This window comes from Streptomyces spirodelae, from assembly GCF_017676385.1.
Lineage (GTDB): Bacteria > Actinomycetota > Actinomycetes > Streptomycetales > Streptomycetaceae > Streptomyces > Streptomyces spirodelae.
This window is the reverse complement of record NZ_JAFFZN010000012.1, coordinates 112,886-139,092: the sequence shown is the minus strand read 5'-3', so window position 1 is coordinate 139,092 and position 26,207 is coordinate 112,886. Positions and strand designations below refer to the sequence as shown.

24 protein-coding genes are annotated in these 26,207 nt (G+C 70.7%); 10 read left to right on the top strand and 14 right to left on the bottom strand.

Annotation, left to right across the window (positions count from 1 at the left end):
- Positions 1–206 precede the first annotated feature (206 nt).
- The 4 genes from sdhC to JW592_RS15175 are packed head-to-tail and all read left to right on the top strand — an operon-like array spanning position 207 to position 3,677.
- A complete protein-coding gene (gene sdhC / locus JW592_RS15190) occupies positions 207–587 on the top strand; it encodes a succinate dehydrogenase, cytochrome b556 subunit (protein WP_016469340.1) in 381 nt (126 codons plus the stop codon).
- A gap of 6 nt (positions 588–593) precedes the next feature.
- Entirely contained in the window at positions 594–1,091 is a 498-nt protein-coding gene (locus tag JW592_RS15185) for a succinate dehydrogenase hydrophobic membrane anchor subunit (RefSeq protein WP_209265594.1), read from the top strand.
- Between the two features lie 31 nt (positions 1,092–1,122).
- Positions 1,123–2,895, top strand: coding sequence for a succinate dehydrogenase flavoprotein subunit (sdhA, locus tag JW592_RS15180; protein WP_209265593.1), 1,773 nt, complete (start codon positions 1,123–1,125; stop codon positions 2,893–2,895).
- Positions 2,895–3,677: a succinate dehydrogenase iron-sulfur subunit gene (locus JW592_RS15175; RefSeq protein ID WP_209265592.1), complete on the top strand. Its 783-nt coding sequence runs from the start codon at positions 2,895–2,897 to the stop codon at positions 3,675–3,677. The genes sdhA and JW592_RS15175 overlap by 1 nt, the downstream gene beginning before the upstream one ends.
- 144 nt (positions 3,678–3,821) lie before the next feature.
- Here the strand turns inward: JW592_RS15175 and JW592_RS15170 are convergent, their stop codons facing one another.
- Positions 3,822–4,703: an alpha/beta hydrolase gene (locus tag JW592_RS15170; RefSeq protein WP_209265591.1), complete on the bottom strand. Its 882-nt coding sequence runs from the start codon at positions 4,701–4,703 to the stop codon at positions 3,822–3,824.
- A gap of 290 nt (positions 4,704–4,993) precedes the next feature.
- Between JW592_RS15170 and JW592_RS15165 the strand changes: the two genes are divergently transcribed.
- Positions 4,994–6,256 (top strand): acyl-CoA thioesterase/bile acid-CoA:amino acid N-acyltransferase family protein, encoded by a 1,263-nt coding sequence (locus JW592_RS15165; RefSeq protein ID WP_209265590.1) that lies wholly within the window; start codon positions 4,994–4,996, stop codon positions 6,254–6,256.
- A gap of 55 nt (positions 6,257–6,311) precedes the next feature.
- On the opposite strand, the gene JW592_RS15160 is transcribed toward JW592_RS15165, so the two are convergent.
- Both JW592_RS15160 and JW592_RS15155 read right to left on the bottom strand, forming a co-directional pair.
- Positions 6,312–7,739, bottom strand: a complete 1,428-nt coding sequence (locus tag JW592_RS15160; protein ID WP_209265654.1) for a metallophosphoesterase — start codon at positions 7,737–7,739, stop codon at positions 6,312–6,314.
- Positions 7,740–7,793: 54 nt separating this feature from the next.
- Complete coding sequence (locus JW592_RS15155; RefSeq protein WP_209265653.1) at positions 7,794–8,033, bottom strand: SCO4848 family membrane protein; 240 nt, start codon at positions 8,031–8,033, stop codon at positions 7,794–7,796.
- A 386-nt stretch (positions 8,034–8,419) separates the two neighbouring features.
- Between JW592_RS15155 and JW592_RS15150 the strand changes: the two genes are divergently transcribed.
- Complete coding sequence (locus tag JW592_RS15150; RefSeq protein ID WP_504739932.1) at positions 8,420–9,688, top strand: D-alanyl-D-alanine carboxypeptidase family protein; 1,269 nt, start codon at positions 8,420–8,422, stop codon at positions 9,686–9,688.
- Here the strand turns inward: JW592_RS15150 and JW592_RS15145 are convergent.
- From JW592_RS15145 to trpS, 3 genes are all read right to left on the bottom strand, one after another.
- Positions 9,594–10,649 carry a YihY/virulence factor BrkB family protein gene (locus tag JW592_RS15145; RefSeq protein WP_209265589.1) on the bottom strand — a complete coding sequence of 352 codons (1,056 nt, stop codon included), beginning with the start codon at positions 10,647–10,649 and terminating at the stop codon, positions 9,594–9,596. The two genes, JW592_RS15150 and JW592_RS15145, sit on opposite strands and share 95 nt — an antisense overlap.
- 137 nt (positions 10,650–10,786) lie before the next feature.
- Entirely contained in the window at positions 10,787–11,467 is a 681-nt protein-coding gene (locus JW592_RS15140) for a 2'-5' RNA ligase family protein (protein WP_209265588.1), read from the bottom strand.
- An 11-nt stretch (positions 11,468–11,478) separates the two neighbouring features.
- Entirely contained in the window at positions 11,479–12,492 is a 1,014-nt protein-coding gene (trpS, locus tag JW592_RS15135) for a tryptophan--tRNA ligase (RefSeq protein WP_209265587.1), read from the bottom strand.
- Positions 12,493–12,703: 211 nt separating this feature from the next.
- On the opposite strand from trpS, the gene rocD reads away from it, so the two are divergent.
- The gene (rocD, locus tag JW592_RS15130; RefSeq protein ID WP_209265586.1) at positions 12,704–13,939 is read left to right on the top strand and encodes an ornithine--oxo-acid transaminase; all 1,236 of its coding nucleotides are present in this window, start codon (positions 12,704–12,706) and stop codon (positions 13,937–13,939) included.
- A 120-nt stretch (positions 13,940–14,059) separates the two neighbouring features.
- Here rocD and JW592_RS15125 read toward each other — a convergent pair whose 3' ends face one another.
- Positions 14,060–14,374, bottom strand: coding sequence for a hypothetical protein (locus JW592_RS15125; protein ID WP_209265585.1), 315 nt, complete (start codon positions 14,372–14,374; stop codon positions 14,060–14,062).
- A gap of 152 nt (positions 14,375–14,526) precedes the next feature.
- Here JW592_RS15125 and JW592_RS15120 point away from each other — a divergent pair, with 152 nt between their 5' ends.
- The gene (locus tag JW592_RS15120; RefSeq protein ID WP_229376056.1) at positions 14,527–15,267 is read left to right on the top strand and encodes a GntR family transcriptional regulator; all 741 of its coding nucleotides are present in this window, start codon (positions 14,527–14,529) and stop codon (positions 15,265–15,267) included.
- Positions 15,268–15,488: 221 nt separating this feature from the next.
- On the opposite strand, the gene JW592_RS15115 is transcribed toward JW592_RS15120, so the two are convergent.
- Entirely contained in the window at positions 15,489–16,070 is a 582-nt protein-coding gene (locus JW592_RS15115; protein WP_209265584.1) for a hypothetical protein, read from the bottom strand.
- A 138-nt stretch (positions 16,071–16,208) separates the two neighbouring features.
- A complete protein-coding gene (pdxR, locus tag JW592_RS15110; protein WP_209265583.1) occupies positions 16,209–17,744 on the bottom strand; it encodes a MocR-like pyridoxine biosynthesis transcription factor PdxR in 1,536 nt (511 codons plus the stop codon).
- Between the two features lie 46 nt (positions 17,745–17,790).
- On the opposite strand from pdxR, the gene JW592_RS15105 reads away from it, so the two are divergent.
- Positions 17,791–18,270, top strand: coding sequence for a carboxymuconolactone decarboxylase family protein (locus JW592_RS15105; RefSeq protein WP_209265582.1), 480 nt, complete (start codon positions 17,791–17,793; stop codon positions 18,268–18,270).
- Positions 18,267–19,010 carry an isocitrate lyase/PEP mutase family protein gene (locus JW592_RS15100; protein ID WP_209265581.1) on the top strand — a complete coding sequence of 248 codons (744 nt, stop codon included), beginning with the start codon at positions 18,267–18,269 and terminating at the stop codon, positions 19,008–19,010. The genes JW592_RS15105 and JW592_RS15100 overlap by 4 nt, the downstream gene beginning before the upstream one ends.
- A 43-nt stretch (positions 19,011–19,053) precedes the next feature.
- On the opposite strand, the gene JW592_RS33375 is transcribed toward JW592_RS15100, so the two are convergent.
- The 5 genes from JW592_RS33375 to JW592_RS15075 form a co-directional block, all read right to left on the bottom strand.
- Entirely contained in the window at positions 19,054–20,124 is a 1,071-nt protein-coding gene (locus tag JW592_RS33375) for a CopD family protein (protein ID WP_209265580.1), read from the bottom strand.
- Positions 20,125–20,278: 154 nt separating this feature from the next.
- On the bottom strand, positions 20,279–21,238 hold the full coding sequence (locus JW592_RS15090; RefSeq protein WP_209265579.1) for a glycine betaine ABC transporter substrate-binding protein: 960 nt from the start codon (positions 21,236–21,238) through the stop codon (positions 20,279–20,281).
- Positions 21,239–21,311: 73 nt separating this feature from the next.
- Complete coding sequence (locus JW592_RS15085; protein ID WP_209265578.1) at positions 21,312–23,351, bottom strand: ABC transporter permease; 2,040 nt, start codon at positions 23,349–23,351, stop codon at positions 21,312–21,314.
- A gap of 70 nt (positions 23,352–23,421) precedes the next feature.
- The gene (locus JW592_RS15080) at positions 23,422–24,576 is read right to left on the bottom strand and encodes a quaternary amine ABC transporter ATP-binding protein (protein ID WP_209265577.1); all 1,155 of its coding nucleotides are present in this window, start codon (positions 24,574–24,576) and stop codon (positions 23,422–23,424) included.
- The gene (locus JW592_RS15075) at positions 24,576–26,156 is read right to left on the bottom strand and encodes a GMC family oxidoreductase (RefSeq protein WP_209265576.1); all 1,581 of its coding nucleotides are present in this window, start codon (positions 26,154–26,156) and stop codon (positions 24,576–24,578) included. The genes JW592_RS15080 and JW592_RS15075 overlap by 1 nt, the downstream gene beginning before the upstream one ends.
- Positions 26,157–26,207 lie beyond the last annotated feature (51 nt).

Here is a 26,207-nt window from a genome sequence, read left to right as displayed (position 1 = left end):
CGGCACGCGGCCCGAGCAGGCCGTGTGTCACCCCTCACATCACACATAGGCCGTCCGTGCCTGATTGATCACACCTGCATACCCCTGGGCGAACGTGCCGACACCCCGTCGCTACGATGACCGAGGCCGGTGGACCGTACCCGGCCGGGCCCGCCCGACCTACCGAAGCCGGCAGGCCCCAATATCCGCTCCCGGAGGGTTTATCCGTGCCGGCTGGAACGCTGTACCGCGGCCGGGAAGGAATGTGGTCCTGGGTGGCTCACCGAGTCACCGGCGTCCTCATCTTCTTCTTCCTGTTCGTGCACGTCCTCGACACCGCGCTCGTGCGCGTCTCGCCCGAGGCGTACGACGACACTGTCGCGATCTACAAGACTCCGCTCGTCAACCTGATGGAGTACGGCCTGGTGGCCGCCATCCTCTTCCACGCGCTCAACGGCCTGCGGGTCATCGCCGTGGACTTCTGGTCGAAGGGCGCGAGGTACCAGAAGCAAATGCTGTGGACCGTGATGGGCGTGTGGATCGTCCTCATGGCCGGTGCCTTCTACCCGGTCCTGCAGCACACGCTGCGAGAGCTGTTCGGGAGCTGATGCGTGATGTCGACGACCGAGACGACCGAGGCCGCCAAGAACGACGGCGCCGAAGAGCCCACTGACGACGTCGCGCTGTTCGACGTGGACCACCCCGCGCCCGTGATCGAGCCGCCGCGCAAGCGGACCGCGAAGACGCCGAAGGCGTCGCGCGGCAACTTCGAGATGCAGGCGTGGCTGTTCATGCGGCTGTCGGGCATCGTGCTGGTGGTCCTCGTCCTGGGCCACCTGCTGATCCAGCTCGTCCTGGACGGCGGCGTGAGCAAGATCGGCTTCGCGTTCGTCGCGGGCCGCTGGGCCTCGCCCTTCTGGCAGGTGTGGGACCTGCTGATGCTGTGGCTGGCGATGCTGCACGGCGCCAACGGGCTGCGCACGGTGATCAACGACTACGCCGAGCGCGACAACACCCGCTTCTGGCTGAAGATGCTGCTGTACACCGCCACCGTCTTCACCGTCCTGCTGGGCACGCTGGTGATCTTCACCTTCGACCCGAACATCCGCTGACGTACCGGGGCTGAAGGCTGAGGTTTTCCCGATGAGCAACGTGAACAACGTCAAGATCCACAAGTACGACACCGTCATCGTCGGCGCGGGCGGCGCCGGCATGCGCGCGGCCATCGAGGCCACCAAGCGCAGCCGCACCGCGGTGCTGACGAAGCTCTATCCCACCCGCTCCCACACCGGCGCTGCCCAGGGCGGCATGGCCGCTGCCCTCGCCAACGTCGAGGAGGACAACTGGGAGTGGCACACCTTCGACACGATCAAGGGCGGCGACTACCTGGTCGACCAGGACGCCGCCGAGATCCTGGCGAAGGAGGCCATCGACTCCGTACTCGACCTGGAGAAGATGGGCCTGCCCTTCAACCGCACCCCGAACGGCACCATCGACCAGCGCCGGTTCGGCGGGCACTCGCGCAACCACGGTGAGGCCCCGGTGCGCCGCTCCTGCTACGCGGCCGACCGTACCGGGCACATGATCCTCCAGACGCTGTACCAGAACTGCGTCAAGGAGGGCGTGGAGTTCTTCAACGAGTTCTACGTCCTGGACCTGCTGCTCAACGAGGTCGACGGCATCAAGAAGACCGCCGGCGTCGTCGCCTACGAGCTGGCCACCGGGGATGTGCACGTCTTCCAGGCCAAGGCCGTCGTCTTCGCCTCGGGCGGCAACGGCAAGTTCTTCAAGGTCACCTCCAACGCGCACACCCTCACCGGTGACGGCCAGGCCGCCGCCTTCCGGCGCGGGCTGCCGCTGGAGGACATGGAGTTCTTCCAGTTCCACCCCACCGGCATCTGGAAGATGGGCATCCTGCTCACGGAGGGCGCCCGCGGTGAGGGCGGCATCCTGCGCAACAAGGACGGCGAGCGCTTCATGGAGAAGTACGCGCCCGTCATGAAGGACCTCGCCTCCCGCGACGTCGTCTCCCGCGCGATCTACACCGAGATCCGCGAGGGCCGCGGCTGCGGCCCCGAGGGCGACCACGTCTACCTGGACCTCACCCACCTGCCGCCGGAGCAGCTGGACGCCAAGCTGCCCGACATCACCGAGTTCGCCCGCACCTACCTCGGCATCGAGCCCTACACCGACCCGGTGCCGATCCAGCCGACCGCGCACTACGCGATGGGCGGCATCCCCACCAACGTGCGGGGCCAGGTGCTGGCCGACAACGAGACCCCGGTCCCGGGCCTGTACGCGGCCGGCGAGGTGGCCTGCGTCTCCGTGCACGGCGCCAACCGGCTGGGCACCAACTCGCTGCTGGACATCAACGTCTTCGGCCGCCGGGCCGGCATCGCCGCCGCCGAGTACGCGGACACCGCCGAGTACGTGGAACTCCCCGAGGAGCCCGCGAAGTTCGTGCTCGACGAGATCGAGAACCTGCGCGACGCCACGGGCAACGAGCGGGTGTTCGAGATCCGCAAGGCGCTCCAGGAGTGCATGGACAAGAACGTGATGGTCTTCCGCACGGAGCAGACGCTCAAGGAGGCCGTCGAGGAGATCGGCGCCCTGCGCAAGCGCTTCCGCGACATCAGCGTCCAGGACAAGGGCAAGCGCTTCAACACCGACCTCCTGGAGGCCCTCGAGCTGGGCAACCTGCTCGACCTGGCCGAGGTCACGGCGGTCTCCGCGCTCGCCCGCAAGGAGTCCCGCGGCGGCCACTACCGCGAGGACTTCCCCAACCGCGACGACGTCAACTTCATGCGGCACACCATGGCGTACCGCGAGGTCGGCGACGACGGCACCGAGTCGATCCGGCTGGACTACAAGCCGGTCGTACAGACCCGCTACCAGCCGATGGAGCGTAAGTACTGATGAGCACCGCGACCCTTGAGAAGAACGACTCCGCCGGGCCCGCCGGCTCGGGGGAGAACGCCGCTGCCGCGCACCTGATCACCGTGACGCTGCGGATCCGCCGGTTCAACCCCGAGGTCGCCGCTGAGCCGCAGTGGCAGGACTTCACGCTGGAGATCGATCCCAAGGAGCGCGTCCTGGACGCGCTGCACAAGATCAAGTGGGAGGTGGACGGAACCCTCACCTTCCGCCGCTCCTGCGCGCACGGCATCTGCGGCTCGGACGCCATGCGGATCAACGGGCGCAACCGGCTCGCCTGCAAGACGCTCCTGAAGGACATCTCGCCCGAGAAGCCGATCACCGTGGAGCCCATCAAGGGGCTCACGGTGCTGAAGGATCTCGTGGTCGACATGGAGCCCTTCTTCCAGGCGTACCGGGACGTCATGCCGTTCCTGGTGACCAAGGGGAACGAGCCGACCCGTGAGCGGTACCAGTCCGCCGAGGACCGGGAACGGTTCGACGACACCACCAAGTGCATTCTGTGCGCGGCGTGCACGTCGTCCTGCCCCGTCTTCTGGAACGACGGCCAGTACTTCGGGCCTGCGGCCATTGTGAACGCGCACCGGTTCATCTTCGACTCGCGGGACGAGGCCGGGGAGCAGCGGCTGGAGATTCTCAACGACCGGGACGGGGTGTGGCGTTGCCGCACCACGTTCAACTGTACGGATGCGTGTCCGCGGGGTATCGAGGTGACCAAGGCCATTCAAGAGGTCAAGCGAGCGCTCATCACTCGCCGCTTCTAATGGCTGAGGGCCGAGCCCTCTGACCGCCTCCGTTGTCGGGGGCTTCTCCCCCGGACTCCGTCCGGGGGAGAAGCCCCCGACACGGCCCTCGGCACCAGCCGGGACACAAACGGGGCGTCCGTCCACAAGCGGGTGCCCCGGGTCTCACAGGGCCTGGATGAAGTCCAGGGACGCCGCGAAGAGGTCGGAGACCTCCGCGTCCGGGGCGCCGTACCAGCCATGGTCGGCGCCGGGCACGAGCCGAAGCTCGACCCGCACGCCGAGCTCCCTCAACGCGGCTGCCAAATCCTCGGTGTGGGAGCGGTCCACCATCGTGTCCCGCTCCCCATGGGCGAGGAAGAACGGCGGCGACCCCTCCCGCACCTGGTGCAAGGGGCTGGCGGCCCGCGCCAAGGCGGGCGCCTCAGCGGGGGCGGCCCCCAGAAGCGCGGCCTCAGGGGTGGCCGCGTCATCCGGGCGGAACCCTCCCCGCGCGGTGGTCAGATCAGCAGGGCCGTACCAGACCACGCCCCCCGCCAAAGGCGCCGCAGGCCCCGGCGTCAGCGCAAGCAACGCCGCGAGGTGCCCGCCGGCGGACTCCCCCCAGGCGACCGCCCTCCCAGGGTCGACACCGAGCTCCCCCGCCCGCTGCCCAAGCCAGCGCAGCGCCCCACGCAGATCGTCCAGCGGAGCGGGAAAGCGGGCCTCTCCGCTGAGGCGGTAGTCGACGCAGGCGACGGCGAAGCCCGCGGCAGCGATCCGAGCGAAGGGGGCGGGGTCCCAGTCGCGGGTGCGCATGCCCATGTCGTCGCGACGCCCGCGCCGCCACGCGCCCCCGTGGACGTACAGCACCACAGGAGCGGGGGCAGCGGCCGGTCCCTCGGGGAGCCACAGGTCCAGTTCGAGGGGGCGGCTTCCGTCGGGGACCGCGTAGGGCACGCCACGCAGCAGCCGTACGCCGCCGAGGCGTACGGCGGGCGGCAGGGGGGCGACGTCCGGATGCGGCGCGGGCAGCTGTCGCAGCAGGTCCGGACTGGGAGCGGTCACGGGGGGCCTCCATCGGTGGTGGTCGGGCAGGAAGCGTACGTCGTACTGCGCGGGCACGGTGGCGACTTGTGCGGGGCCGGTACGACGGGCCGGGGCGGCAGCCCGTGCCGGTCGGTGGGTTCACCCAGGGTTTCGAAGAAACACTCGAAGGCGCCGCCGGCCCTGCGGCGACTCCGACGCTGTGCTGTCAGGCCGCCTGACATTCTTCCTGTGATGCTACGGCTCCGCGGACCGCGGACAGCCCCGGGCTGCTGGACGGCGCCGCCACCGAGGTGCGTATCGTGCGGCCGATGGGACGGATGCGGATCGTACCGACGGCAACGGCGGCCCTCGCTCTCGCGCTCACCGCGGCGGGCTGCTCGGGCGGCGACGGCGCGGACAAGGGCGGCCCGGCGAAACCCTCGGGGCAGCACGCGGTGCGCTTCGAGACCGGTGGGACGGTCGCTCTCGCGGACGCACCGGTGCGGATACGGCTCGAAGGACTCGCCCCCCGCACCCGGGTCGAGATCGGCGTCCGGGCCGAGGACCGGCACGGCACCCGATGGGCGGCCTCTGCCTCCCGTACGGCGGACAGCGAGGGCACTGTCGACCTGGGTGAGAAGGGAAGCGCGCGGCTGCTGGGGAGCATGCTGCCGACGGGCGGACGCGCACAGCAGTTGATCGGCAGCGGCAAGGCGTTCTCCTACCACCCGGGCCCGCCCGGACAACAGCGCTCCTACAAACTCGGGCTCAGCGCCACCGCCCTGTCCGGCAAGGACAAGGGCGAGCGCGTCGCCCGCCACGACCTGGTACGGCAGTGGCTGAAGAAGGGCACGGAGCACCGGGAACTCACCGTCGCCAAGGACAGGATCGCAGGCGATCTGTACCTGCCCCCGAAGGGCGGCGACCGGAAGGCGCCCGTGCTGGTGTTCGGCGGCTCGGAGGGCGGCAATGCCGGAACGTACACGGCCGCGCTGCTCGCCTCGCACGGACACCCGGCCATGTCGGTGTGCTACTTCCGCTGCGGAAAGGGCTCCGGGCGCCCGAACGGGATCGACGACATCGACCTGGACTACTTCACCCGCGCCGGGAACCTGCTCCGCGAGCAGGAGGGCGCCGATCCCGGACGGCTGGCCGTGATGGGCAACTCGCGCGGCAGCGAGGCTGCGCAGCTCCTCGGACAGCGCCGCCCGTCCGTCTTCCACGACGTGATCGCCTACGCACCCTCCTCCAAGGTCAACGGCCCCTATCTGAGCGGCACCACCGCCTGGACCGACCACGGCGAGCCGATCCCGACCGGGCCCATCCCGCTGGACCGCGTACGCGGCACGGTGCTCGCCGTCGCGGGCGGCAACGACAAGATGTGGGGCTCGGCCGCCTCGGCCGCCGCCATGGCCCGGCAGGGCGCGAAGAAGCTGGTCTACCCGGACGCCGGCCACCACGTGAACTGGTTCCCACTCGGCCAGCCCGGCCAGGAGGGCGGGCGCAACGGCGCCGTGGTCAGCACATCACGCGCCGACCAGGTGGCACGGGCCGACTCCTGGCGGAGGGTGCTGCGGCTGCTGGAGAGCTGAACTGCTGGTCGGGGTCGGGGCCCCGTAAGGGGCACCCCTCCCAGGAAGGCGGCTGCTAAGCCTCCCGCTTGGCCGCCAGCGTCACGACGGTGATGTCCGACTCGGCGCCCACCCGGACGGGCGGGCCCCACGCGCCGGCGCCCCGGGTGACATACAGCTGGGTGTCGCCGTAGCGCTCCAGCCCGGCGACGGTCGGGTTGGCGAGGGCAGCGAGATAGTTGCCGGGCCACAGCTGGCCGCCGTGCGTATGGCCGGACAGCTGCAGGTCGACATCGTGGTCGACGGCCTCGTGGATCTGTACCGGCTGGTGCGCCAGCAGCACGCAGGCGCGTGCGGTGTCCCGCTCGCGGAGCGCCTTGGCGAAATCGGGGCCCTCGCCCTGGTCCTCGCCCGCGAGATCGTTGACCCCGGCGAGGTCGAAGCCCGGCAGCTCGCGCCGGGCGTTCTCCAGCGGGTGGACGTTCAGCTCGCGCAGGTGGTCGATCCACTCGCGGGCGTCCCCGAAGTATTCGTGGTTGCCCGTCACGAAGAACGAGCCGTGGCGGGATCGCAGCTCGCGCAGCGGTTCGGCGGCCGGGCCCAGGTGGGCGACGCTGCCGTCGACCAGGTCGCCGACTATCGTCACCAGGTCCGGCTGCGTGCTGTTGATGGTGTCGACGATCCGCCGGGTGTGGGCGCGTCCCAGGACCGGCCCGAGGTGGATGTCGCTGACGACGGCGATGCGGTAGCCGTGCGTGCGGCGGCCCAGCTTGGTCAGCGGAACGGTGACGTGTTTGAGGGTCGGCCCGTTCAGCACGCTGTAGGCCCCGGCCGCCGTGGTGCCGAGACCGGCTGTGGCGGCGGTCACGGCGAGGGTGCGCGCGAGGAAGACTCGGCGGGTGGGGACGGGCGCTGAGAGGGGGACGGTGGCCTGGCCGGTACGCCGGTCGGTAGGCGCGTCGGCCCGCGAGGCGGTAGGCGGGTCGGTCCGCGGGGCGGTACGCGTGGCAGCGCCGGGCTCGGTCGTGACGCCGCCCGTGCCGGTGCCGCCGCCCGACTCCGCTGCCGCCGCCGCGGGAACCTCCGCCGCCGCGGGCGCCTCGGCCGCCGCGGGGGCCTCCCTCGCCTCCGGTACCTCCGCCGCGGCAGGCGGCTCCGCCGACCGGGACCGGGCCTGCCGCTCCCTCCCCCACGGCGTGCGGCGCACCACGAACCGCACCAGTTCCCCGGCGAGCAGCGCCAGCGTCAGATAGAGCAGGCAGGCCAGCCACAGGAAGCCGGGCCAGGCCAGTACGCGCTCCACCGTGAAGGGGGCGTTCGCGCGGCCGGAAATCAGCGCGCCGAACAGGGTGACGGGCAGCACCACCGCCAGCACCGTGCCCAGCCGGCGCCACCAGCTCCCGGGCGCGGACACGTCACGTACCAAGCGCCGCCACAGATACAGATGGTTGCCGGCCAGCAGGCCCAGCACCACCAGTCCGACCAGTACGAACACAACCACCATCACGACCGTCCCTCCCCCTCGCTCTCCCCCGCTCCCGGACCTGCCCGGGCGGCCTCAGGCGCGCCGGGCAGCGCGCACTCCGCGCAGCCCGAGCAGACCGATCGCCGTCCCCAGCAGGAACGAGGTGATCGCCAGCAGCAGGTGGATCCAAAAATAACCCGTCGGATCACCGGCGTCGTCGAAAGCCAGTCCGCTGCTGTCCTTCCAGAGGTTCTTGACGAAAGTGATCCAGACGAACCAGGACCAGACCCCGAAAGCCAGCAGGAACCACGAGGTACGCCGGGAGAGCACCAGGCCCGCCCGCCGTCCCGCCCGGGGCTCCGGCCCCTGCCCGGGGTCCGCGGTGGGGGGTGCGGTGGAGGTGTCGCGCATGCTGTCCAGTATGACCGCCGTGCCCGGAACCCCGGCGGCCGGGACCCCGAGCCTCGAGACCGTCGGACACAGCGAAGCCGGGCGTAGGCCGGATCGGCTGTCCGGCGGGGTCCCGTGGCCGTCACACGGCGGGGGCTGAGCGGCGGGCCACCCCCCATTGGGCTAGCGGGCTGGGCGAGTTGGGCGACGGGAAGCTTCGCATGGAGGGGCGCGACATCCCCAACGCGCCGAAGGGCCTGTACGTTCACAGGGTGCCCATTTCTTCGCATTATTCAGACCACGCCGCGCGCCCTTACCGGCGCGGCGTCTTGCGCAGGCGCCGCGCGACCACGCTCGGTGGCCTTGCCTCCACCGCACTCGTCCTCTGCCTGGTGACCGCGGCGGGGACCCAGCCCTCGTACGCCGACGACAACAAACCGGCCGGCAAGCAGTCGCAGCCCAAGCCGCCCGCGCAGATGTCGACCATCGGCGGCGAGCGGCTGGGCCGCCCCGGGACCCAGGTGGACCTCGCGCCGGGCGCTCCCGAGCTGCCCACCAAGGTCTCGGCGCGCTCCTGGATCGTCACGGACGCGGAGTCGGGCAAGGTGCTGGCCTCGCACAACGCGCACTGGCGGCTGCCTCCGGCCAGCACGCTGAAGATGCTCTTCGCCGACACGGTGCTGCCGAAGCTGCCCAAGGACCGCGTCCACAAGGTGGTCCCCTCGGACCTGGAGGGGATGGGTGAGGGCAGCAGCCTCGTCGGCGTCAAGGAGGGCGAGACGTACTCGGTGCACGACCTGTGGCTCGGTGTCTTCCTGCGCTCCGGAAACGACGCCGTGCACGTGCTGGCGGCCATGAACGGCGGCAAGGAGAAGACGGTCCGGGAGATGAACGAGCGGGCCCGCACCCTGCACGCCAATGACACCAAGGTGGTCAGCCCGGACGGGTACGACCACAAGGGCCAGGTCTCCTCGGCGTACGACCTGACGCTGTTCGCGCGGTCCGGGCTGCAGAACAAGGACTTCCGCGAGTACGCGGCCACCGCCACCGCGAAGTTTCCCGGTGAGACGAAGAAGGACAAGAAGACCGGCAAGAAGAAGCGCGGGAGCTTCCAGATCCAGAACACCAACCGGCTGCTGACCGGTGACGTCGGGATCAAGCCGTACCCGGGCATCGCCGGGGTGAAGAACGGCTCGACGACCAACGCGGGCAACACCTTCACCGGCGTGGCACAGCGCGGTGACCGGGTGCTGCTGGTGACGGTCATGCATCCGGAGGGCGGCGAGGCACACGGCGTCTACAAGGAGGCGGCCAGGTTGCTGGACTGGGGCTTCGCGGCGGACGGCAAGGTGCAGCCGGTCGGTGAGCTGGCGGCGCCCGGCAATGCCGCCGCGGGCGGGGGCGCACCCGCGGGCAAGGGCGGCGAGGCCGGCGGCTCGGATGCCCACGCGGCAGCGCACACCCACAGCAAGCCCTCGGGCGGTGCCGGGACGGCGCTGGCAGTCACTGCCGGTGTTCTGGTGGCCCTGGCTCTGGTGGCGTACGGGGTGCATCGCCGGTGGCCGCTTCCGGAGCTGGCGCGTCGTCGCCGCCGTTGACGTCCTCGCCGTCGGATGAGGTGTCCGTCTGGCCCACGGCGAGGTCCTCGACGGGCTGCTGGGCATCGGGGTCCCCGCCGGGCGCGGGGGCCGTCGCCGTCCAGGCGGCGCACCAGAGCAGCAGCTTGGTCATGAAGCTGATCCACAGCAGCAGGGCGATGGGCACGCCGAAGGCACCGTAGACGTTCTTGGCCGCGACCTGCTGGAGGTAGCCGCCCAGCAGCAGCTTCAGCAGTTCGAAGCCGACCGCGCCCTGGAGGGCCGCCGCCAGGGTCGCACGGTGCGGCGGCCGTACGCGGGGCAGCAGGGTGAGCACGTACCACAGCAGGAGGAAGTCGGCGGCCACGGCGGCGGCGTAGGCGGCAGCGCGCAGCAGCACCGTCCCCGCGCTGCCCTGGGCCGCTCCCAGCTGCTCGGCGACCCACCGCGCTGCGGTCACCGCGAACGCCGAGCCACCGAAGGAGACCAGTCCGATGACGCCGAGGCCGAGCAGGATGCCGATGTCGACGGCCCGGCGGACGACGAGGTTGCCGGGGTCCTCCTCCAGGTCCCACAGGGCGCGCAGGCTCTCGCGCAGGGTGCCGACCCAGCGTCCGCCGGTGAACAGCAGCACACCGCCGGCGACGCCTCCGACGGTGCCCGCGTTGTCCACCAGCGACTGGAGTTCCAGCTGGTCGGAGATGCCGGGCACCTGCTCGGTGAGGGTGTGCTGGAGCCGGTTCGTCTGGTCGTGGGACAACAGCGCGGCGGCGACGGCCACGCCCACGAAGAGCATCGGGAACAGCGCCAGGAAGCTGGTGAAGGTGATGGCGGCGGCCAGCCGTGTCCACTTGCGCTCGTCCAGGTGCTGGTAGATCCGCCAGACGCGGGTGGTGCGGAGCCGTCCGAGCACCGCGCGGAACCAGGCCGTCAGCGGCCCGAGCAGCGGGCCGACCAGCGGCAGCTTCTTCATTCTCTCCACACCAGCCACCTGCCCAGCCCAGCGATCTTCAGCCGTTGCTGGACGTTACCGCCTGCCGACGGCCCCCGCCGACTGCCGCGGGCGCGGCGCTGGAGCGTGGCGACGGACAGCCCTCAGAGCGTGGCGACGGGCGGCCGTCAGAGCGTGGCGGCGGGCGGCCGCAGGGACGAACGGCGCTGGTGCGGCGGGCGGCAGGGCGCGGCCGGGGCCGGGATCTCCAGGGACGGCGGGCCGTCGAGCGCGGGGCCACCCTGCGGATGGCCGGGGCTCGGGCTCGGGCTCGGGTGCTGCGCGAAGGGGAACTCCCGCTCGAGCCGCCACACCTGGTCGCTGCCCTGCTCGTAGAGGGCGAAGCCGGTGGCGGTCCACGCGCACTCGAACTCGGACAGCTCCTGGTAGGCGCGGTCCAGGGCCGGCTCAGGGATTCCGTGCGCGACCGTCACATGCGGGTGGTACGGGAAGTGCAGCTCGCGGTCGAGCGGGCCCTCCGGGTCGCGGACGCGCTCCTGGAGCCGGGAGCAGGCCGTGGCGCCCTCCACGACCTGTACGAAGACCACCGGGGACAGCGGCCGGAACGTGCCCGTACCCGACAGCCGCACCGGGAAGGCGCGGCCGGACATGGCCACGCCCGCCAGGTGCGCCTCGACGGCCGGCCGCGCGGCGGCCGCCACCTCGGTGGGCGGCAGCAGGGTGATGTGGGTGGGGATGCTGTGGGCCGCAGCGTCGCCGAAGGAGGCCCGCCGCGCCTGGAGCAGTGTGCCGTACGGCTCCGGGACGGCGAGCGATACGCCGAGGGTGACGGTCGCTCCCGCGCCCATAGGTTCTCCCTTCACCGCCTGCCGGGCACAAGGCCCACCTTGTCGTACACGGTCCGCAGTGTCTCGCTCGCCACGGCCCTGGCCTTCTCGGCGCCGTCGGTCAGGATCTTGTCCAGCGTCGCCGGGTCGCCCATGAACTCCTGCGTCCGGTCACGATAAGGCGTCACCCAGTCCGTGACGATCTCAGCGAGATCCGTCTTCAGCGCACCGTAGCCCTTGCCCGCGTACTTATCTTCCAGTTCCTGGATTCCGGCGCCGGTGAGTGTCGAGTAGATCGTCAGCAGGTTGCTGATACCGGGCTTCTTGTCCCGGTCGAACCGGATGACGGTGTCGGTGTCGGTGACCGCGCTCTTGATCTTCTTGGCGGTGGTCTTCGGCTCGTCCAGCAGCTCGATGATGCCCTTGGGGGTGGAGGCGGACTTGCTCATCTTGACCGCCGGGTCCTGCAGGTCGTAGATCTTCGCCGTCTCCTTGAGGATGTACGCCTCCGGGACGGGGAAGGTGGCGCCGTAGCGCCCGTTGAACCGCTCCGCGATGGTGCGGGTCAGCTCCAGGTGCTGGCGCTGGTCCTCTCCCACCGGGACCTGGTGCGCCTGGTAGACCAGGATGTCGGCGACCATCAGCGCGGGGTAGGTGAACAGCCCGACGCTGGTGTGGTCGGTGCCCTGCTTGGCGGACTTGTCCTTGAACTGGGTCATCCGCGCGGCCTCGCCGAAGCCGGTGAGGCACTCCACGATCCAGCTCAGCTGGGTGTGCTCGGGCACATGGCTCTGCAGGAAGAGCGTGCAGCGCTCCGGGTCCAGCCCGGCGGCCAGCAGCTGCGCTGCGGCCATCCGCGAGTTGTTGCGCAGGTCGGCCGGGTCCTTCGGGATCGTCATGGCGTGCAGGTCGACGACCATGTAGTACGCGTCGTGTGTCTCCTGGAGCGCCACCCACTGGCGTACGGCGCCGAGGTAGTTGCCGAGGTGGAACGAACCGGCGGTGGGCTGGATTCCGGAGAGCACACGAGGACGATCATTGGCCATGCGGCCATTCTCTCAGGTGTCCGGACCCGCCTGCGCCCCGGTTTCGGGTGAGCTGGGGCACGGGGCCCGGCCGGTGGGAGCACATGGGCCGGGCGAGGGGCGCAGGGAAATACGCCGGGCGCCGGAGCAGACGCCCCTGGTCGACAGAGGATAGAAAGGTGCGGCCCCACCGGGCAGGCACGCCGGTATGCACAGAGGAACGGAGACGACGATGTCCACCCTCTCAAGCCCCTCCAGCGCCACGGGTGCTTCGAGCGCCCAGAGCATCGCCACAGCGGAAGCTCACAGCGCGCACAACTACCACCCGCTCCCCGTCGTCATCGCCACAGCGGACGGCGCGTGGGTGACCGATGTCGAGGGGCGCCGCTTTCTCGACATGCTGGCCGGTTACTCGGCCCTGAACTTCGGCCACCGCAATCCGCGGCTCATCGAGGCGGCCAAGGCCCAGCTCGACCGGGTCACTCTCACCTCCCGCGCCTTCCACCACGACCGCTTCGCCGACTTCGCCGCGCAGCTGGCCGACCTGTGCGGCATGGAGATGGTGCTGCCGATGAACACCGGCGCCGAGGCGGTGGAGACGGCCGTCAAGACGGCACGCAAGTGGGGCTACAAGGTCAAGGGCGTCCCCGAGGGCCGGGCCAAGATCGTCGTCGCGGACAACAACTTCCACGGCCGTACGACGACGATCATCAGCTTCTCCACGGACGAGGAGGCCCGAGCCGACTACGGACCGTACACGCCCGGCTTCGAAATCGTCCCCTACGGCGACCTCGCGGCGCTGGAGGCGGCCGTCGACGAGCACACCGTCGCCGTGCTCCTGGAACCCATCCAGGGCGAGGCCGGCGTACTGGTCCCGCCGCCCGGCTACCTCGCGGGCGTCCGCGAGCTGACCCGCGCGCACCAGGTGCTGTTCGTCGCCGACGAGATCCAGTCGGGGCTCGGCCGCACGGGCGCCACCTTCGCCTGCGAGCACGAGGGCGTCGTCCCCGACATGTACGTCCTCGGCAAGGCGCTCGGCGGCGGCGTGGTGCCGGTCTCCGCAGTCGTCTCCACCCACGAGGTGCTGGGCGTCTACCGCCCCGGCGAACACGGCTCCACCTTCGGCGGCAACCCACTGGCCTGCGCGGTCGCCCTGGAAGTCCTCGCCATGCTGCGCACCGGTGAGTACCAGGAGCGCGCCAGGGAACTGGGCGAACACCTCCACCGCGAACTGCGGCTGCTGCCCGGCTCGGCCGTCCGCGAGGTCCGGGGCCGCGGCCTGTGGGCCGGCGTCGACATCGACCCCTCCCACGGCACCGGCCGCCAGATCTCCGAACAGCTCCTGGCCAAGGGCGTCCTGGTCAAGGACACCCACGGCTCCACCATCCGCCTCGCCCCACCCCTGTCCATCTCCAAGGAAGACCTGGACTGGGGCCTGGAGCAGTTGCGGGCGGTTCTGACGAAGTAGCGGGTCGGCCCCTGCTGCGCTCGCCGACCCCGCACGCCGAGTGCGTGCTTCACGGGAGGCGGCGCAGTGGGGTGCCGATCGGGGTCGTGAGGGGGCACCGCGATCGTTCCGGAGGGCCGGCTACTCCTCACCACAGGCCCCGAGCCGCAACCCCCGGCTGTGCGCGACGCGCGCCACGTCGCGGAGAGCGCGAGCCGCCGCCGTCAAGGCCAGCCGCAAGGCGAGGGCGCCTGCGGCTGGTTGCGCCAGGACGGCCTCGCACTCCCTCAGCACCCGTGCGGCCTCGCCGATCTGCCGGTCCTCGGCCGCGTCGGCCAACGCGGAGATCATCCCGTCGTCGGCGCCGGGTGCCAGATAGCAGGGCTTGCCCGTGTCGGACGTCCACGGCAACAGCCGGAGGTCTTCCTGGAAGAGGGGTTCCTTCTCGGGGCTCATCAGCGCTCCTTGGCCAGATGCGGTGTACTAGTTCACTGTCCAGCCGTCCTAGGTCACTCGCAAGCCAATCCGCCAGTTGTCACCCATCAGGGGTGTACTGGTTCGCCGTTGGGTGCTTCCAGTGAACTAGCACACCGGTTAGCGTGCGTCGTATGGCAGAGCAGCGCTTCATGGACATCGCGGCGGAGTTGCGGGACCGAATCCTGAGCGGAGAGCTGGAGCCCGGGGACAAGGTGCCGACCGTCAAGGAGTTGGCGGCGTCCTACCGCTGCGCAGGGGCGACCGCGCAACGCGCACTGGGACAGTTGGTGGTCGAAGGCGTCGTACGGACGTCGCCTCGCGGCACATTCGTCGCAGACGAGGCACCGGTCAGCCTGACGCCCACCGAACGCGCGGGGCTGGCACGCAGGACCGGGAGCGTGCTGACGGGCCATGAGTCGGTCGTCGTCACAGCGGCGGAACTGATTGTGCCCCCGCTGTATGTGGGAGAGATCTTCGACCTCGACCACGGTGATCAGGTCGTCCGGCGGGAGTACGTCGTCGGGCGCGGCAAGGCCCGGCTGATGCTGGCCGTCGACTGGTTTCCCGCCCACTTCGCGGCGCTGGTACCGGACTTGCTCAGCACAGCGCCCGGCAAAGTGCACGGGCTGCTGCCGAAAGTCCTTCAAGCCACCGGGCGGAACCCCACCTACGCGCGCGACGACATGCACGCCCGTGAGACCGACCGACGCGAAGCCGGACACCTCGGCATCCCGCCAGGCGCGCCGACTCTCGCAGGCGCGCACCGCTGGAGCGACGAGGACGGCATGATCCTCTACGGCGAATGGTGCCTGCCGCCCCGGCTCACCCTCTCCTACGAGACCGATCCAGGTGGGGCAGCCACCGATACCTGAGGGCGGCGCGCCAGCGCCCCGCAGAGGGTGCGCAGCGCTGCGGCCTCGGTGACGCCGGGGTGGAGGCGAACGCGAGAAGCTCCTGGCAGGTGGCGGTGGGGCTTGGTCGTGACGCCTGCTGCCAGGGGCTTCATCGCGTCGTCGAGTCGCCCAACGGGGCGGATCCGCCGTCGGGTTGGACTCAGTTGCGCGTTGGCCTCAGCCCTGCGGGCCGTTGCCGATCACCACTTCTTGCAGGCGGTTCCGAGGATCTGCTGGTTGTCGACACGCTTGATCGAGCCGCAGCTTCGGATTCCAGCACCGCCCGCGTATGTGGCGTTGATGCTGAATTTGTGGCTGCAACTGTTCCCGGTGCTGCTGCCGCCGCAAATCATTGTGTGCGTCTTGGTCGGCGAGGTCGTGGCGTAGTAAGTGAACTGGTACTGGGCCGGGCCCTGGGGTTCGGGGACCCCGTGGATCGTGACCGAGCTGACGTGGTAGCCGCTGCCGAAAATCACCATTTCCACGTTGCCGCCGGTGACCGCCTCATCGGCGGATGCCGGCGCGGACGCCATGGCCGTCATCGCCAGTGCTCCGACCACGACCCCAATCAGTTTCCTGACCTTCAATTTCTCTTCCTCCCGTTTGAAACGCGAGACGCCGCTGTTCGCCGCGCGTCGAAGTTGAACAGTACATGGGCAACTTGGATTTGTGGTCGGCATCGAGGGAATTTGAGGGGGCTTTTGCGACTTCCTGTCGGGGTGGCTGGCCGGGTGCCTGGCGGGGCGGTGGTCGACACCCGTGAATTCCTTGAGAATCTGCATCGAATACCCCGCAAGTGAGGTATCAGCCACCGCATCGCGGCAAATTCATGGAACTCTCCCCCTAGTTGGCCATCTGTGCAAAGGGACGGCGTATGCCCGGCTCGCGGCCGGTTTCCGGATCGGCGCCGTCAGGCCCCGTCACGAGTGACGGCTGCGCGCCAGCGTTCCGCACAGGGCGTCCAGGGCGGCTGTGTAGGCGTGTTCGGGTGGGGTTCCGTAACCGACGACCAGGGAGGGGGGTGGCGGGTCGCCGGGTGCGGCGGGGTGACGGAAGGCCGTGAGGGCGTCGAGCGCCGTGCCGGCGCGGTCGAGGGCGCGGAGGGCCGCGAGCTCGGTGACGCCGGGTGGGAGGCGGAGGACGGCGTGCAGACCGGCGGCGATGCCGGTTGCGCGGGCTTCGGGGACGTGCGCCGCCAGATGCTCGACCAGCCGGTCACGGCGGCGCCGGTACCGCTGCCGCATGGTCCGTACGTGGCGGTCGTAGGCACCGCACTCCAGGAAGTCCGCGAGGGTGAGCTGGTCGAGGGCGCCGGTGGTCCATTCGGCGGGCGTCTTGGCCGCCAGGACCGGCTCCACCAGGTGTTCGGGCAGCACCATCCAGGCCACCCGGAGTGCGGGGGCCAGCGCCTTGCTGGCGGTGCCGAGGTAGACGACGCGCTCGGGGTCGAGCCCTTGGAGCGCGCCCACGGGCTGACGGTCGTAGCGGAACTCGCCGTCGTAGTCGTCCTCCACGACCAGGCCGCCGGTGCGTCCCGCCCAGTCGACGACGGCCGCCCTGCGGTCGGGGTGCAGCGGGACGCCGAGGGGGTACTGGTGTGCTGGGGTGAGCAGCACCGCGCGTACGCCGCCGAAGTGCGGGTCGGTGTCCAGGAGGTGCGTACGGGCGCCGTGTGCGTCCACCGGAAGGGGGCGGGTGCGGTCCGGTGTCGTCTCCAGCAGCTCGCGGTGGAAGGGCAGGCCGTACTCCTCCACGGCGACGTCCCCGGCGACCACCCTCGCCAGCAGCGCGACGCCCTGAGCGAAGCCCGCGCAGACGACGATGCGCTCCGGGTCGGCGCGCACGCCGCGCACCCGGGCCAGATAGGCGGCCAGTGCCCGCCGCAGCTCGACGGCCCCGCGCAGGTCACCGTGCGAGAAGGCGTGAGCGGGTGCTGCGGTGAGCGCGCGACGGGCCGAGGTCAGCCACGCCGAGCGGGGGAAGGCGGAGACATCGGGCGCACCGGTGCGCAGATCGTGGGCGGGGCGGTGCTGCTGGCGCAGGTGGCGGCTGAGCGAGAGCCGGGAGGGCTGCTCGGTGCCGCCCCGGGGGCGCGGGCGGCGCGGGGGTGCCGGTTCGGCGCGGTCCGCGACCCGGGTGCCGGAGCCCTGCCGCGCCGTCAGCCAGCCCTCCGCGACGAGTTCGGCGTACGCGCCCGCCACGGTGTTGCGGGCCAGACCCAGGTCGGCGGCGAGGGTACGGGACGAGGGCAGGCGGGTCCCCGGGGCGAGGCGCCCGGTGCGGACGGCCTCGCGCAGTGCGGCCAGCAGCGCCGCGCGGGGCCGGGGGCCTGCGGACGGTGGCAGGTCGAGGTGGAGGTCGCTGCCGCTCCGGCGCGCCTGGCGGTGCCGCTGCCGCCCGGACGGGGCCGAACCGTGCTGTCCGGACGAGGTCGAATTGGCCCACGAATCTGCCATGAAAGTGGACCATACCGATGGCCCACTCCGGCATAGGCTCAGAGGCATGACGACGACACCGCGTATGGACCTCTGGAAGGTCGCCCCCAGCATGATGAAGGGGATGCGAGGCTTCCAGCAGGCCGCTTCCGCCGAAGAATTCGACTCCGTGATCGCTGAACTGGTCAAGATCCGGGCCTCGCAGATCAACCGCTGCGCCTACTGCCTGGACATGCACCTCACCGACGCCCGCAAGAAGGGCGAGACGCAGCAGCGGCTGGATCTGCTGGCGGCCTGGGAGGAGGTCGGCGACCTGTTCACCGAGCGGGAGCGGGCCGCGCTGGCGCTGACCGAGGCCGTCACCGAACTGACGGACGGCTACGTGCCCGACGAAGTCTACGAGCGGGCCGCCAAGCACTTCGACGAGCGCGAGCTGGCCGCGCTGATCGGGCAGATAGTGGCGATCAACGCCTGGAACCGCTTCAGCGTCACGGTGCGGGGGGTGCCGCAGAGCATGCTCGACGGCGCGCGCGGCTCCGCGGGATGACCGGCACCGCTGCCGCCGCCCGGCTCCGGGAGCTGCACCACAACAGGAAGCCGGGCGAGGCGCTGGTGCTGCCGGGCGCCTGGGACCCGGCCGCCGCGCGCGCCTTCGCCCAGGCGGGGTTCACCGCGCTGGCCACACCCAGCGCGGGCGTGGCCGCTTCACTCGGATACGCCGACGGCGAGTGCCCCGCCGACGAGATGTTCGCCGCCGTCGCCCGGATCGTCAGGGCGGTCGGAATCCCGGTGAGCGCCGACATCGAACGCGGATACGGGCTCCCGCCGTCCGAGATCGCCGAGCGGCTGCGGGACGCCGGGGCCGTCGGATGCAACCTGGAGGACTCGGTGGACGGCGAGCTGGTGGCGGCCGGGGAACAGGCCGAGTTCCTGGCGGCCGTGCGCGAGGCGCTGGGGGACGGCCCGGACGGTCCGTTCCTCAACGCCCGCGTCGATGTCCATCTGCGGGGCAGCGAGAAGCCGCTGGAGGAGGCGCTGGCGCGGGGCCGCGCGTATGTCGCCGCGGGAGCTGACGGCGTGTATCCGATCGGCGCACCCCTCAACGACCTCGCCGTGCTGGCCCGCGAGCTGCCGGTGCCGGTCAACGGGCTGGCCCGGTTCGCCGACGGCGGGCCCTCCGTCGCCGAGCTGGCGGCGGCCGGCTGCGCGCGGGTCACCTTCGGGGGCGGGCTCGCGGAGCACGCGTACAAGGGCGTACGGGAGATGGCGGCCGAGCTGCACCGGTGAGGGGGCCGCTGTCTGCTGTTCGCGGGCTGCGGGGGTGCCGGCCCTACGGTCGCGGCGCCGGTGCCACCGTCAGCAGGGCCGACAGCGCCAGCACCCCGCCCAGTGCGGCCAGTTCCCAGGCGGTGGGCCGCAGCACATGCGCGTAGGTCGTGCGGGCGCGGTCGCGCATCAGGACCCGCCGGGCCGCGACGGCGCACGCCGCGACCGCTGCCACCACCGCCAGCTTCACCAGCAGCGTGCGGCCCCACGCGGAAGAAGTGAGCGCGCCGGGTGACGGCAGCTTCCGCAGGGTGCTGAGGGTGCCCGTCAGGCACAGGGCGGCGAACAGCCAGAAGGCGCGGCGGGCGTAGGCCGCAAGCAGGGCGCGGGCCGCGCCCGGTTCGCCGTGCCAGGCACGCATGGTGCGCAGCACCTGGATGAGCCCCCCGGCCCACAGCACCGTGCAGGTGAGGTGGACGAGAGTGAGGGAGACGCCGACGGCCGGGGTCCCGGACTCCGGGTGGGCCCGTACGGCTTCGGCGGCGAGGACCGCGGACAGCGGCGCTGCCGCCCACACCGGCCGGCCGAGGAAGACGCTCAGGGCCGCCAGCAGGAAGCCGTTGGCCTCGCTGAAGGCCAGCAGTCCGTCACGGGTGGCGTAGATCTCGCTCAGTTCGGGGAGCCCCGCGGCCAGTCGGCCGTCCCCGGCGGCGGCCATGGAGGCGAGGCCCAGCGCGGCGAGCATCCCGGCGAGGGCCGCGCCCGCGGCCCATTCCGGGGGCTGCCGGGGGCCGTCGGCCGCGGTGCCGGGGAGTTGGGTGCCGGGCAGCTGGGTGCCGGGGAGGGTGCGGGCGACATCGCGGGCCAGCCGCCGCCCGGCCAGCTCGCCCAGTTGCACGCACAGCGCCGCCAGCAGCACGGACCGCAGCAGGGTGGTCGTACCGCCGCCGGGTATCCGTGGGTCGTCGGTGCTGTCCGTTGCCAGATCGGTGCCGGTGAGCGCGACGGCGACGAGGATCGCGGCGCAGCCGGTGACCAGCAGCAGCGGCAGCAGGGGTCTTCGCCGCCCGCCCCGCGACGCCCGGTGCCGCCCGCGGCCCACAGGGGCCGGGGCGGACGAAGGGCGCTGACTCACACCGGTCATTCTGCCCCAGTACGCCCCCGCCCCCGTGACGGTGGGCGTCACGGGGGCGGGGGCGTATCGGTGGGGCTGCCTCAAGGAGAGAAGCTGGGCCTCGTAGCGGGGCTGGGCCTCGGAGAGAAGCTGAGCCTCGCAGAGAGGCGGAGCCTTACTTCTTGGGAATCCACTTCTCCCACTTGGACTTGTTCTCCTTGATCCACTTGGCGGCGGCGTCCTCCGGGTCCATCTTCTCCCCGGCGATCATTCCGGCGACCTCGTTCTGGTCCTCGGTGCTCCAGTGGAAGTTCTTGATGAACTGCGCGGCCTTGCTGTTGCTCTTCGCGAAGTCCGCGTTCAAGAACTTCTCGAGCTGGTTGGTCTCGTAACCGCACTTCGCCTTGGACGCGGGCACCTCACAGCCGGGGGTGTGCTTGGGCAGCTTCACCTCGACCATGTCGATCTTCTCGTTCATCCACTGCGGCTCCCACCAGTAGGTGAGGAACGGCTTCTTGGCGTCGTACAGCCGCTTCAGCTCCTTGAGCTGGGCCGCCTCGGCGCCGGACGGGATGTGCTTGAACTTCATGTCGAAGTTCTTGATGAGCTCCTTGTCGTGCTGCGAGTACGACGGCGCTGCGCCGATGAAGTGGCCCAGCTTGCCGCTCTCGGAGGTCCTGAAGTCCTTGTAGTACTTGTTGAGCTTCTTGAAGTCCTTGACGGCGTCCGGGTGCTTGTCGGCCCAGTACTTCGGCACGAACCAGCCGATGTGGCCGACCACGCCGAGGTCGCCGCCGGAAACGACGGTCTTCTTCTTCTCGACGTACAGCTTCTCCTTCTTCGGAACGCCGTGCCAGTCCTCGAGAATGGCGTCGGCCTTGCCGCTGTTGAGCGCGTCGAAGGCGACGGGCTCGTCCATCTGCTTGGCCTCGACCTTCACGTCGAGTTCGTCCTCGAGGAGCTTCTTGACAACAGCCGCGTTGGCGGTCGCGCCGACCCAGGACGGCTCGGCCAGGACGACCTTGTCGTCGCCGCCGCCGCTCGCCTTGGTATCGGCGGCGCAGCCGGTGAGGGCGAGGACGCCCAGGATGCCGGCGCCGGCGACGCCGATGGTGCCTATGCGCTTCATTCTCATGCGAATTTCTCTTTCTCAAGGGGGACGGACGGGGAAGATCCGTCGGGGGCGGGGTTCTTTCTGGGGGAAAGCCTCAGTCGCGGACGCGCTTTCCGACCGGCTGGGAGAGGCGGTCGAGCATGATGCCGAGGCAGACGATGGCGATACCGGCAGGGAAGCCCTGCGAGAGGTCACCCTTCGAGAGGCCCTGCACCACCATGTAGCCGAGCGCGCCGCCGCCGATGAGTCCTGCGATGACGACCATGGACAGCACCAGGACGACGCCCTGGTTGAGCGCGACCAGCATGGACTTGCGCGCCAGCGGGAGCTGGACACCGAACAGCTGCTGCTTGCCGGTGGCACCGAGGGAGGTGGATGCCTCCATCGCCGCCGGGTCGACGGTGCGCAGCCCCTGCGCGGTGATGCGGATGACCGCCGGAGCCGCGTAGATGACCGCGGCGAGGATGCCGCCGGTGCGGTTCTGGCCGACCAGCGCGATCACGGGGATCAGGTAGACGAACTGCGGCATCGTCTGCATGGTGTCCAGCACCGGCCGCATGATGCGGTCCACCCGCTGCACCCGGGCGCAGAGGATGCCGACCAGCACGCCGACGATGATCGTCAGGAAGAGGCCCGCGAGCACCTGCGAGAGGGTGTCCATGGCGACGTCCCACAGCCGCATCCAGCCGATCAGCGCCAGGCAGATCACACCGGTCAGCGCGGCGCGCCAGGTGCCGACAATCCATCCGATGACGGCGACGAGCAGCGCCAGCCCCCACCAGGGGGTGGCCAGCAGGCCGTCTCGCAGCGGGTTGAGGACGTACTCGGTGAAGCCCTGGGCCCAGGTGATGGTGCCGCCGAGGACGGGGATGCCGGAGCCGAGGTGGTCGGTGAACCAGTCGACGGCGGTGTCCACGGAGTTGGAGAAGTCGACGACCCAGCCCTCGGGCCACTCGTTCCCGGCGATGGCGGTGCCGACGGCCGCGAAGACGCCGATCAGCACGACGATGCCGCCCCAGACGGCCAGCCGCAGCCGCTCCACGGTGCGCGAGATGCCCGAGGTGGCGACGTCGTCGAGCCGCTCACCGGCAGCGGCCGTCGTACGGTCCAGCAGCACGGCCAGCAGGACCACGGCGATGCCCGCGACCAGCGCATCGCCGATCTTCAGGGCACCGAGCGCCTCGTAGACCTCGGAGCCCAGGCCGCCGGCGCCGATGAGGGAGGCCAGCACGACCATGGACAGACACATCATGATCGTCTGGTTGAGGCCCAGCATCATCTGCTTGCGGGCCAGCGGCAGCCGTGCCGTCAGCAGCCGCTGCCGGGCGTCGGCGCCCAGCGAGGTGGCGGCCTCCAGCGCGGTCGGGTCGGCCTGGCGCAGGCCGAGCGAGGTGAGGCGGGCCATCGGCGGGGCCGCGTAGATCACCGTCGCGATGAGCGCGGAGGGTACGCCGATGTCGAACATCAGGATGAGCGGCAGCAGGTAGGCGAACGCCGGCATCACCTGCATGGTGTCGAAGACGGGCCGCAGGATCTTCTCGCAGCGGTCCGAGAGCCCGGAGGCCAGACCCAGCAGGCCGCCCAGGAGCGCGGAGAAGACGACGGCGACGATCATCAGCGCCAGCGTCTCCATCGTCGGCTCCCACACGTCCAGCACACCGCACACCACGAAGACCGCGAGTGCCGTGCCGCCGGTACGCAGCGCGCGCCGGGACAGGTCGGCCCCGCCGGCGGCCCAGGCGATCAGGGTGCCGACGACGATGACGCCGACGTAGCTCATCGACTCCAGCAGGCTGAGCAGCGTGTCGTAGCAGACCTGCGCGGTGTTGCTGAGGTGCAGCAGGAAGTACAGGAAGATCCAGTGCGTGTCGCGGTTGTCGACCAGCCAGTTGTCCAGGTCGTTCAGCGGCGACTTCACATCGGCGGTCAGCGAGTGCGGCCAGGTGCCGTCACCGGAGACCAGCCCGCTGACGATCACCACGAGTGCGGCGACGACCAGCGCGAGGGCCTTGGGGTTCGCCGCGAAGCGGGCGAGCGCCGAGGGTGCTTCAGGTGTGGTCCGGGGCCCGGACGAGCCGCTGCTCGGCGGCGAGGACTGTGTGGTCTCGTCCTTGGTGAGGGTCGGGGAACTCATATCAGCCCCCCGCCGGTATGAGCCGCCTGCGCGGCGCCGTGGCGTGTGGTGCTCCTACAGCTTGCCGTGCTCATACGGCGGCCACCTCCCGTTCCATGCCGTCCTCGCCGGCGGAGTCCTTGTCGAGACCGGCCACGACGGTCAGCAGGCTCGCGTGGTCGACGACGCCGCGCACGTGGCCGTCCTCGACGACACGGCAGTGCTCGCCGGTGCGCGCGACGGTCGCGATCGCGTCCGAGACGAGCGTCTCCGGGGTGATCTCGGTGCCCGTCGCGGCCTCGGCGGCGTCCGCCGGGCGCATGGCGCGGCGCACCGAGATGACCTGCTCGCGCGGGACGTCGCGGACGAAGTCGCGTACGTAGTCGTCGGCCGGGTTGGCGACGATCTCCTCGGGGGTGCCCAGCTGGACGATCTCGCCGTCCCGCATCAGCGCGATGCGGTCGCCGAGGCGCAGCGCCTCGGACAGGTCGTGGGTGATGAAGATCATCGTGCGGCCCTCCTCGCGGTGCAGCCGGATGACCTCCTCCTGCATGTCGCGGCGGATCAGCGGGTCCAGCGCGCTGAACGGCTCGTCGAAGAGCAGGACCTGCGGGTCGACGGCGAGCGCGCGGGCGAGGCCGACGCGCTGCTGCTGGCCGCCGGACAGCTGCCCGGGACGGCGCTCGCCCAGGCCCTCCAGGCCGACCTTGGCCACCATCTCGGCGGCGCGCTCGCGGCGTACGGCCTTGGCCATGCCCTGGATCTCCAGGCCGTAGGCCACGTTGTCCAGCACGCTGCGGTGCGGCAGCAGGCCAAAGTTCTGGAACACCATGGAGGCGCGGTGCCGGCGCAGCTCGCGCAGGGCGTCCTTGCCCATGGAGATGACGTCCTCGCCGTTGAACTCCAGCGTGCCCGCTGTGGGTTCGATCAGCCGGGTCAGGCAGCGCACCAGGGTGGACTTGCCGGAGCCCGACAGGCCCATGACGACGAAGACCTCACCCTTGTGCACGTCGAAGGAGACGTCGCGGACAGCGGCGGTGCAGCCCGTCTTCTCGCGCAGCTCGGTCTGCGAGAGCGCGGCGTGCTCCGGGTCGCCCGGTACCCGGTCCGCCTTGGGCCCGAAGACCTTCCACAGGTTGCGGACCGAGAAGACGGGACCGGTCCGGGTGTCGTTGTCGTTCGCCTTCACGTTCGTCTGCGCGTCCTCGTTCTCGGCGGTGGCGGTGGTTTCAGCGGCCTCGGACATCACGCAACACCTCCCGGTGCCGTAGTAGCTCGGTTGTCGGACACAGTGGGTCGGATGAGATCGACCGCCTTCTCACCGAGCATCAGCACGCCGATCATCGGGTTGACGGCGGGCATGGTCGGGAAGACGGAGGCGTCCGCGATGCGGATGCCCGACAGGCCGCGCACGCGCAGCCGCGGGTCGACGACGGCGAGCGCGTCGTCCTCGGCGCCCATCCGGCAGGTGCCCGCCGGGTGGTAGACGGTGTGCGCGGCCTTGCGCACCAGCTCGCTGATCTCCTCGTCGTCCGTCACCTCGGGACCGGGGAAGACCTCCCGCTTGAGCCACTTGGCGAACGGTTCGGCCTGGGCGACCTTGCGGGCGAGCTTGATGCCGTCCACCAGGGTCTGGCCGTCGTAGTCGAAGCCGTTCTCGTCGGTCTCGAAGTACTTGAAGTCCAGCGCCGGCTTGACCTCGGGGTCGGCTGAGGTCAGGTAGACCCGACCGCGGCTGCGGGACTTGGGGATGTTGGGCGTCATCGACACGCCGTGCTCGGGGCGTTCGTACCCCAGTCGCTCGGGGTTGTCGGTGAAGGGGATCTGGTAGAAGTGGAACATCAGGTCGGGGCCCTTGTGGTCCGGGTCCCGCTTGACGAACAGGCCCGCGTCGGAGTCCATCGCGGAGTTGTCGGGGATCGGCCCGTTGGTCTCCCACACGATCACCGACTCGGGGTGGTCGATGAGGTTCTCGCCGACGCCCGGCAGGTCGTGGACGACGGGGATGCCCAGCGCCTCCAGGTCCTCCTTCGGGCCGATGCCGGAGTGCATCAGCAGCCGCGGCGTGTCGACGGCGCCGGCGCACACCAGCACCTCACGGCCCGCGGTCAGCAGCTGCTCGGTGCCGTCCTTGCCGCGTACGTGCACACCGGTGACGGTCTTGCCGTCCTCGCCGCCCAGCTCCAGCTTGAAGGCCCAGGTCTCCAGCAGGATGTGCAGGTTGGGGCGGTCGCCGGCCTCCATGTGCGGGTGCAGGTAGGCGACCGAGGCGGAGGAGCGCTTGTTGTTCTCCGGGTGGTAGGACAGGTCGAAGAAGCCGACGCCCTCCTCGAAGGGCTGGTCGTTGAAGCCGACCACCTCGGGGACGTCGAGGGCTTCCTTGGCCGCGTCGATCCAGTCCTGCGCGATCGCGTTCTGGTCCTTCTTGGCGACGCGGACGACGTTGTTGCGCAGCTTGCCGTAGTAGGGCTCCATGGCCTCGGCGCCCCAGCCGGTGGCCCCGGCCGCCTCCCACTCGTCCCAGTCCGAGGGCAGCGGCTTGAAGGAGATGAGGGTGTTGTGCGACGAGCAGCCGCCGAGCACCTTGGCGCGGCTGTGCAGGATGTGCGAGTTCCCGCGGGGCTGTTCGGTGGTCGTGTACTCGTAGTCGAGCTCACCGCCCAGCAGGCCCAGCCACTTACGGAGGGTGAGCACCTCGGGCCGGTCGACGTCCGAGGGGCCGCCTTCGATCAGGGCGACGGTGACGTCCGGGTCCTCGGCGAGCCGGGAGGCGATCACCGAGCCGGCCGTCCCACCTCCGACGATCACGTAGTCATAGCTGGGCATAGGGGTACTGCTCCTTGGGAACTTTCCGGGGAGGGGCTGGCGGTTGGTACG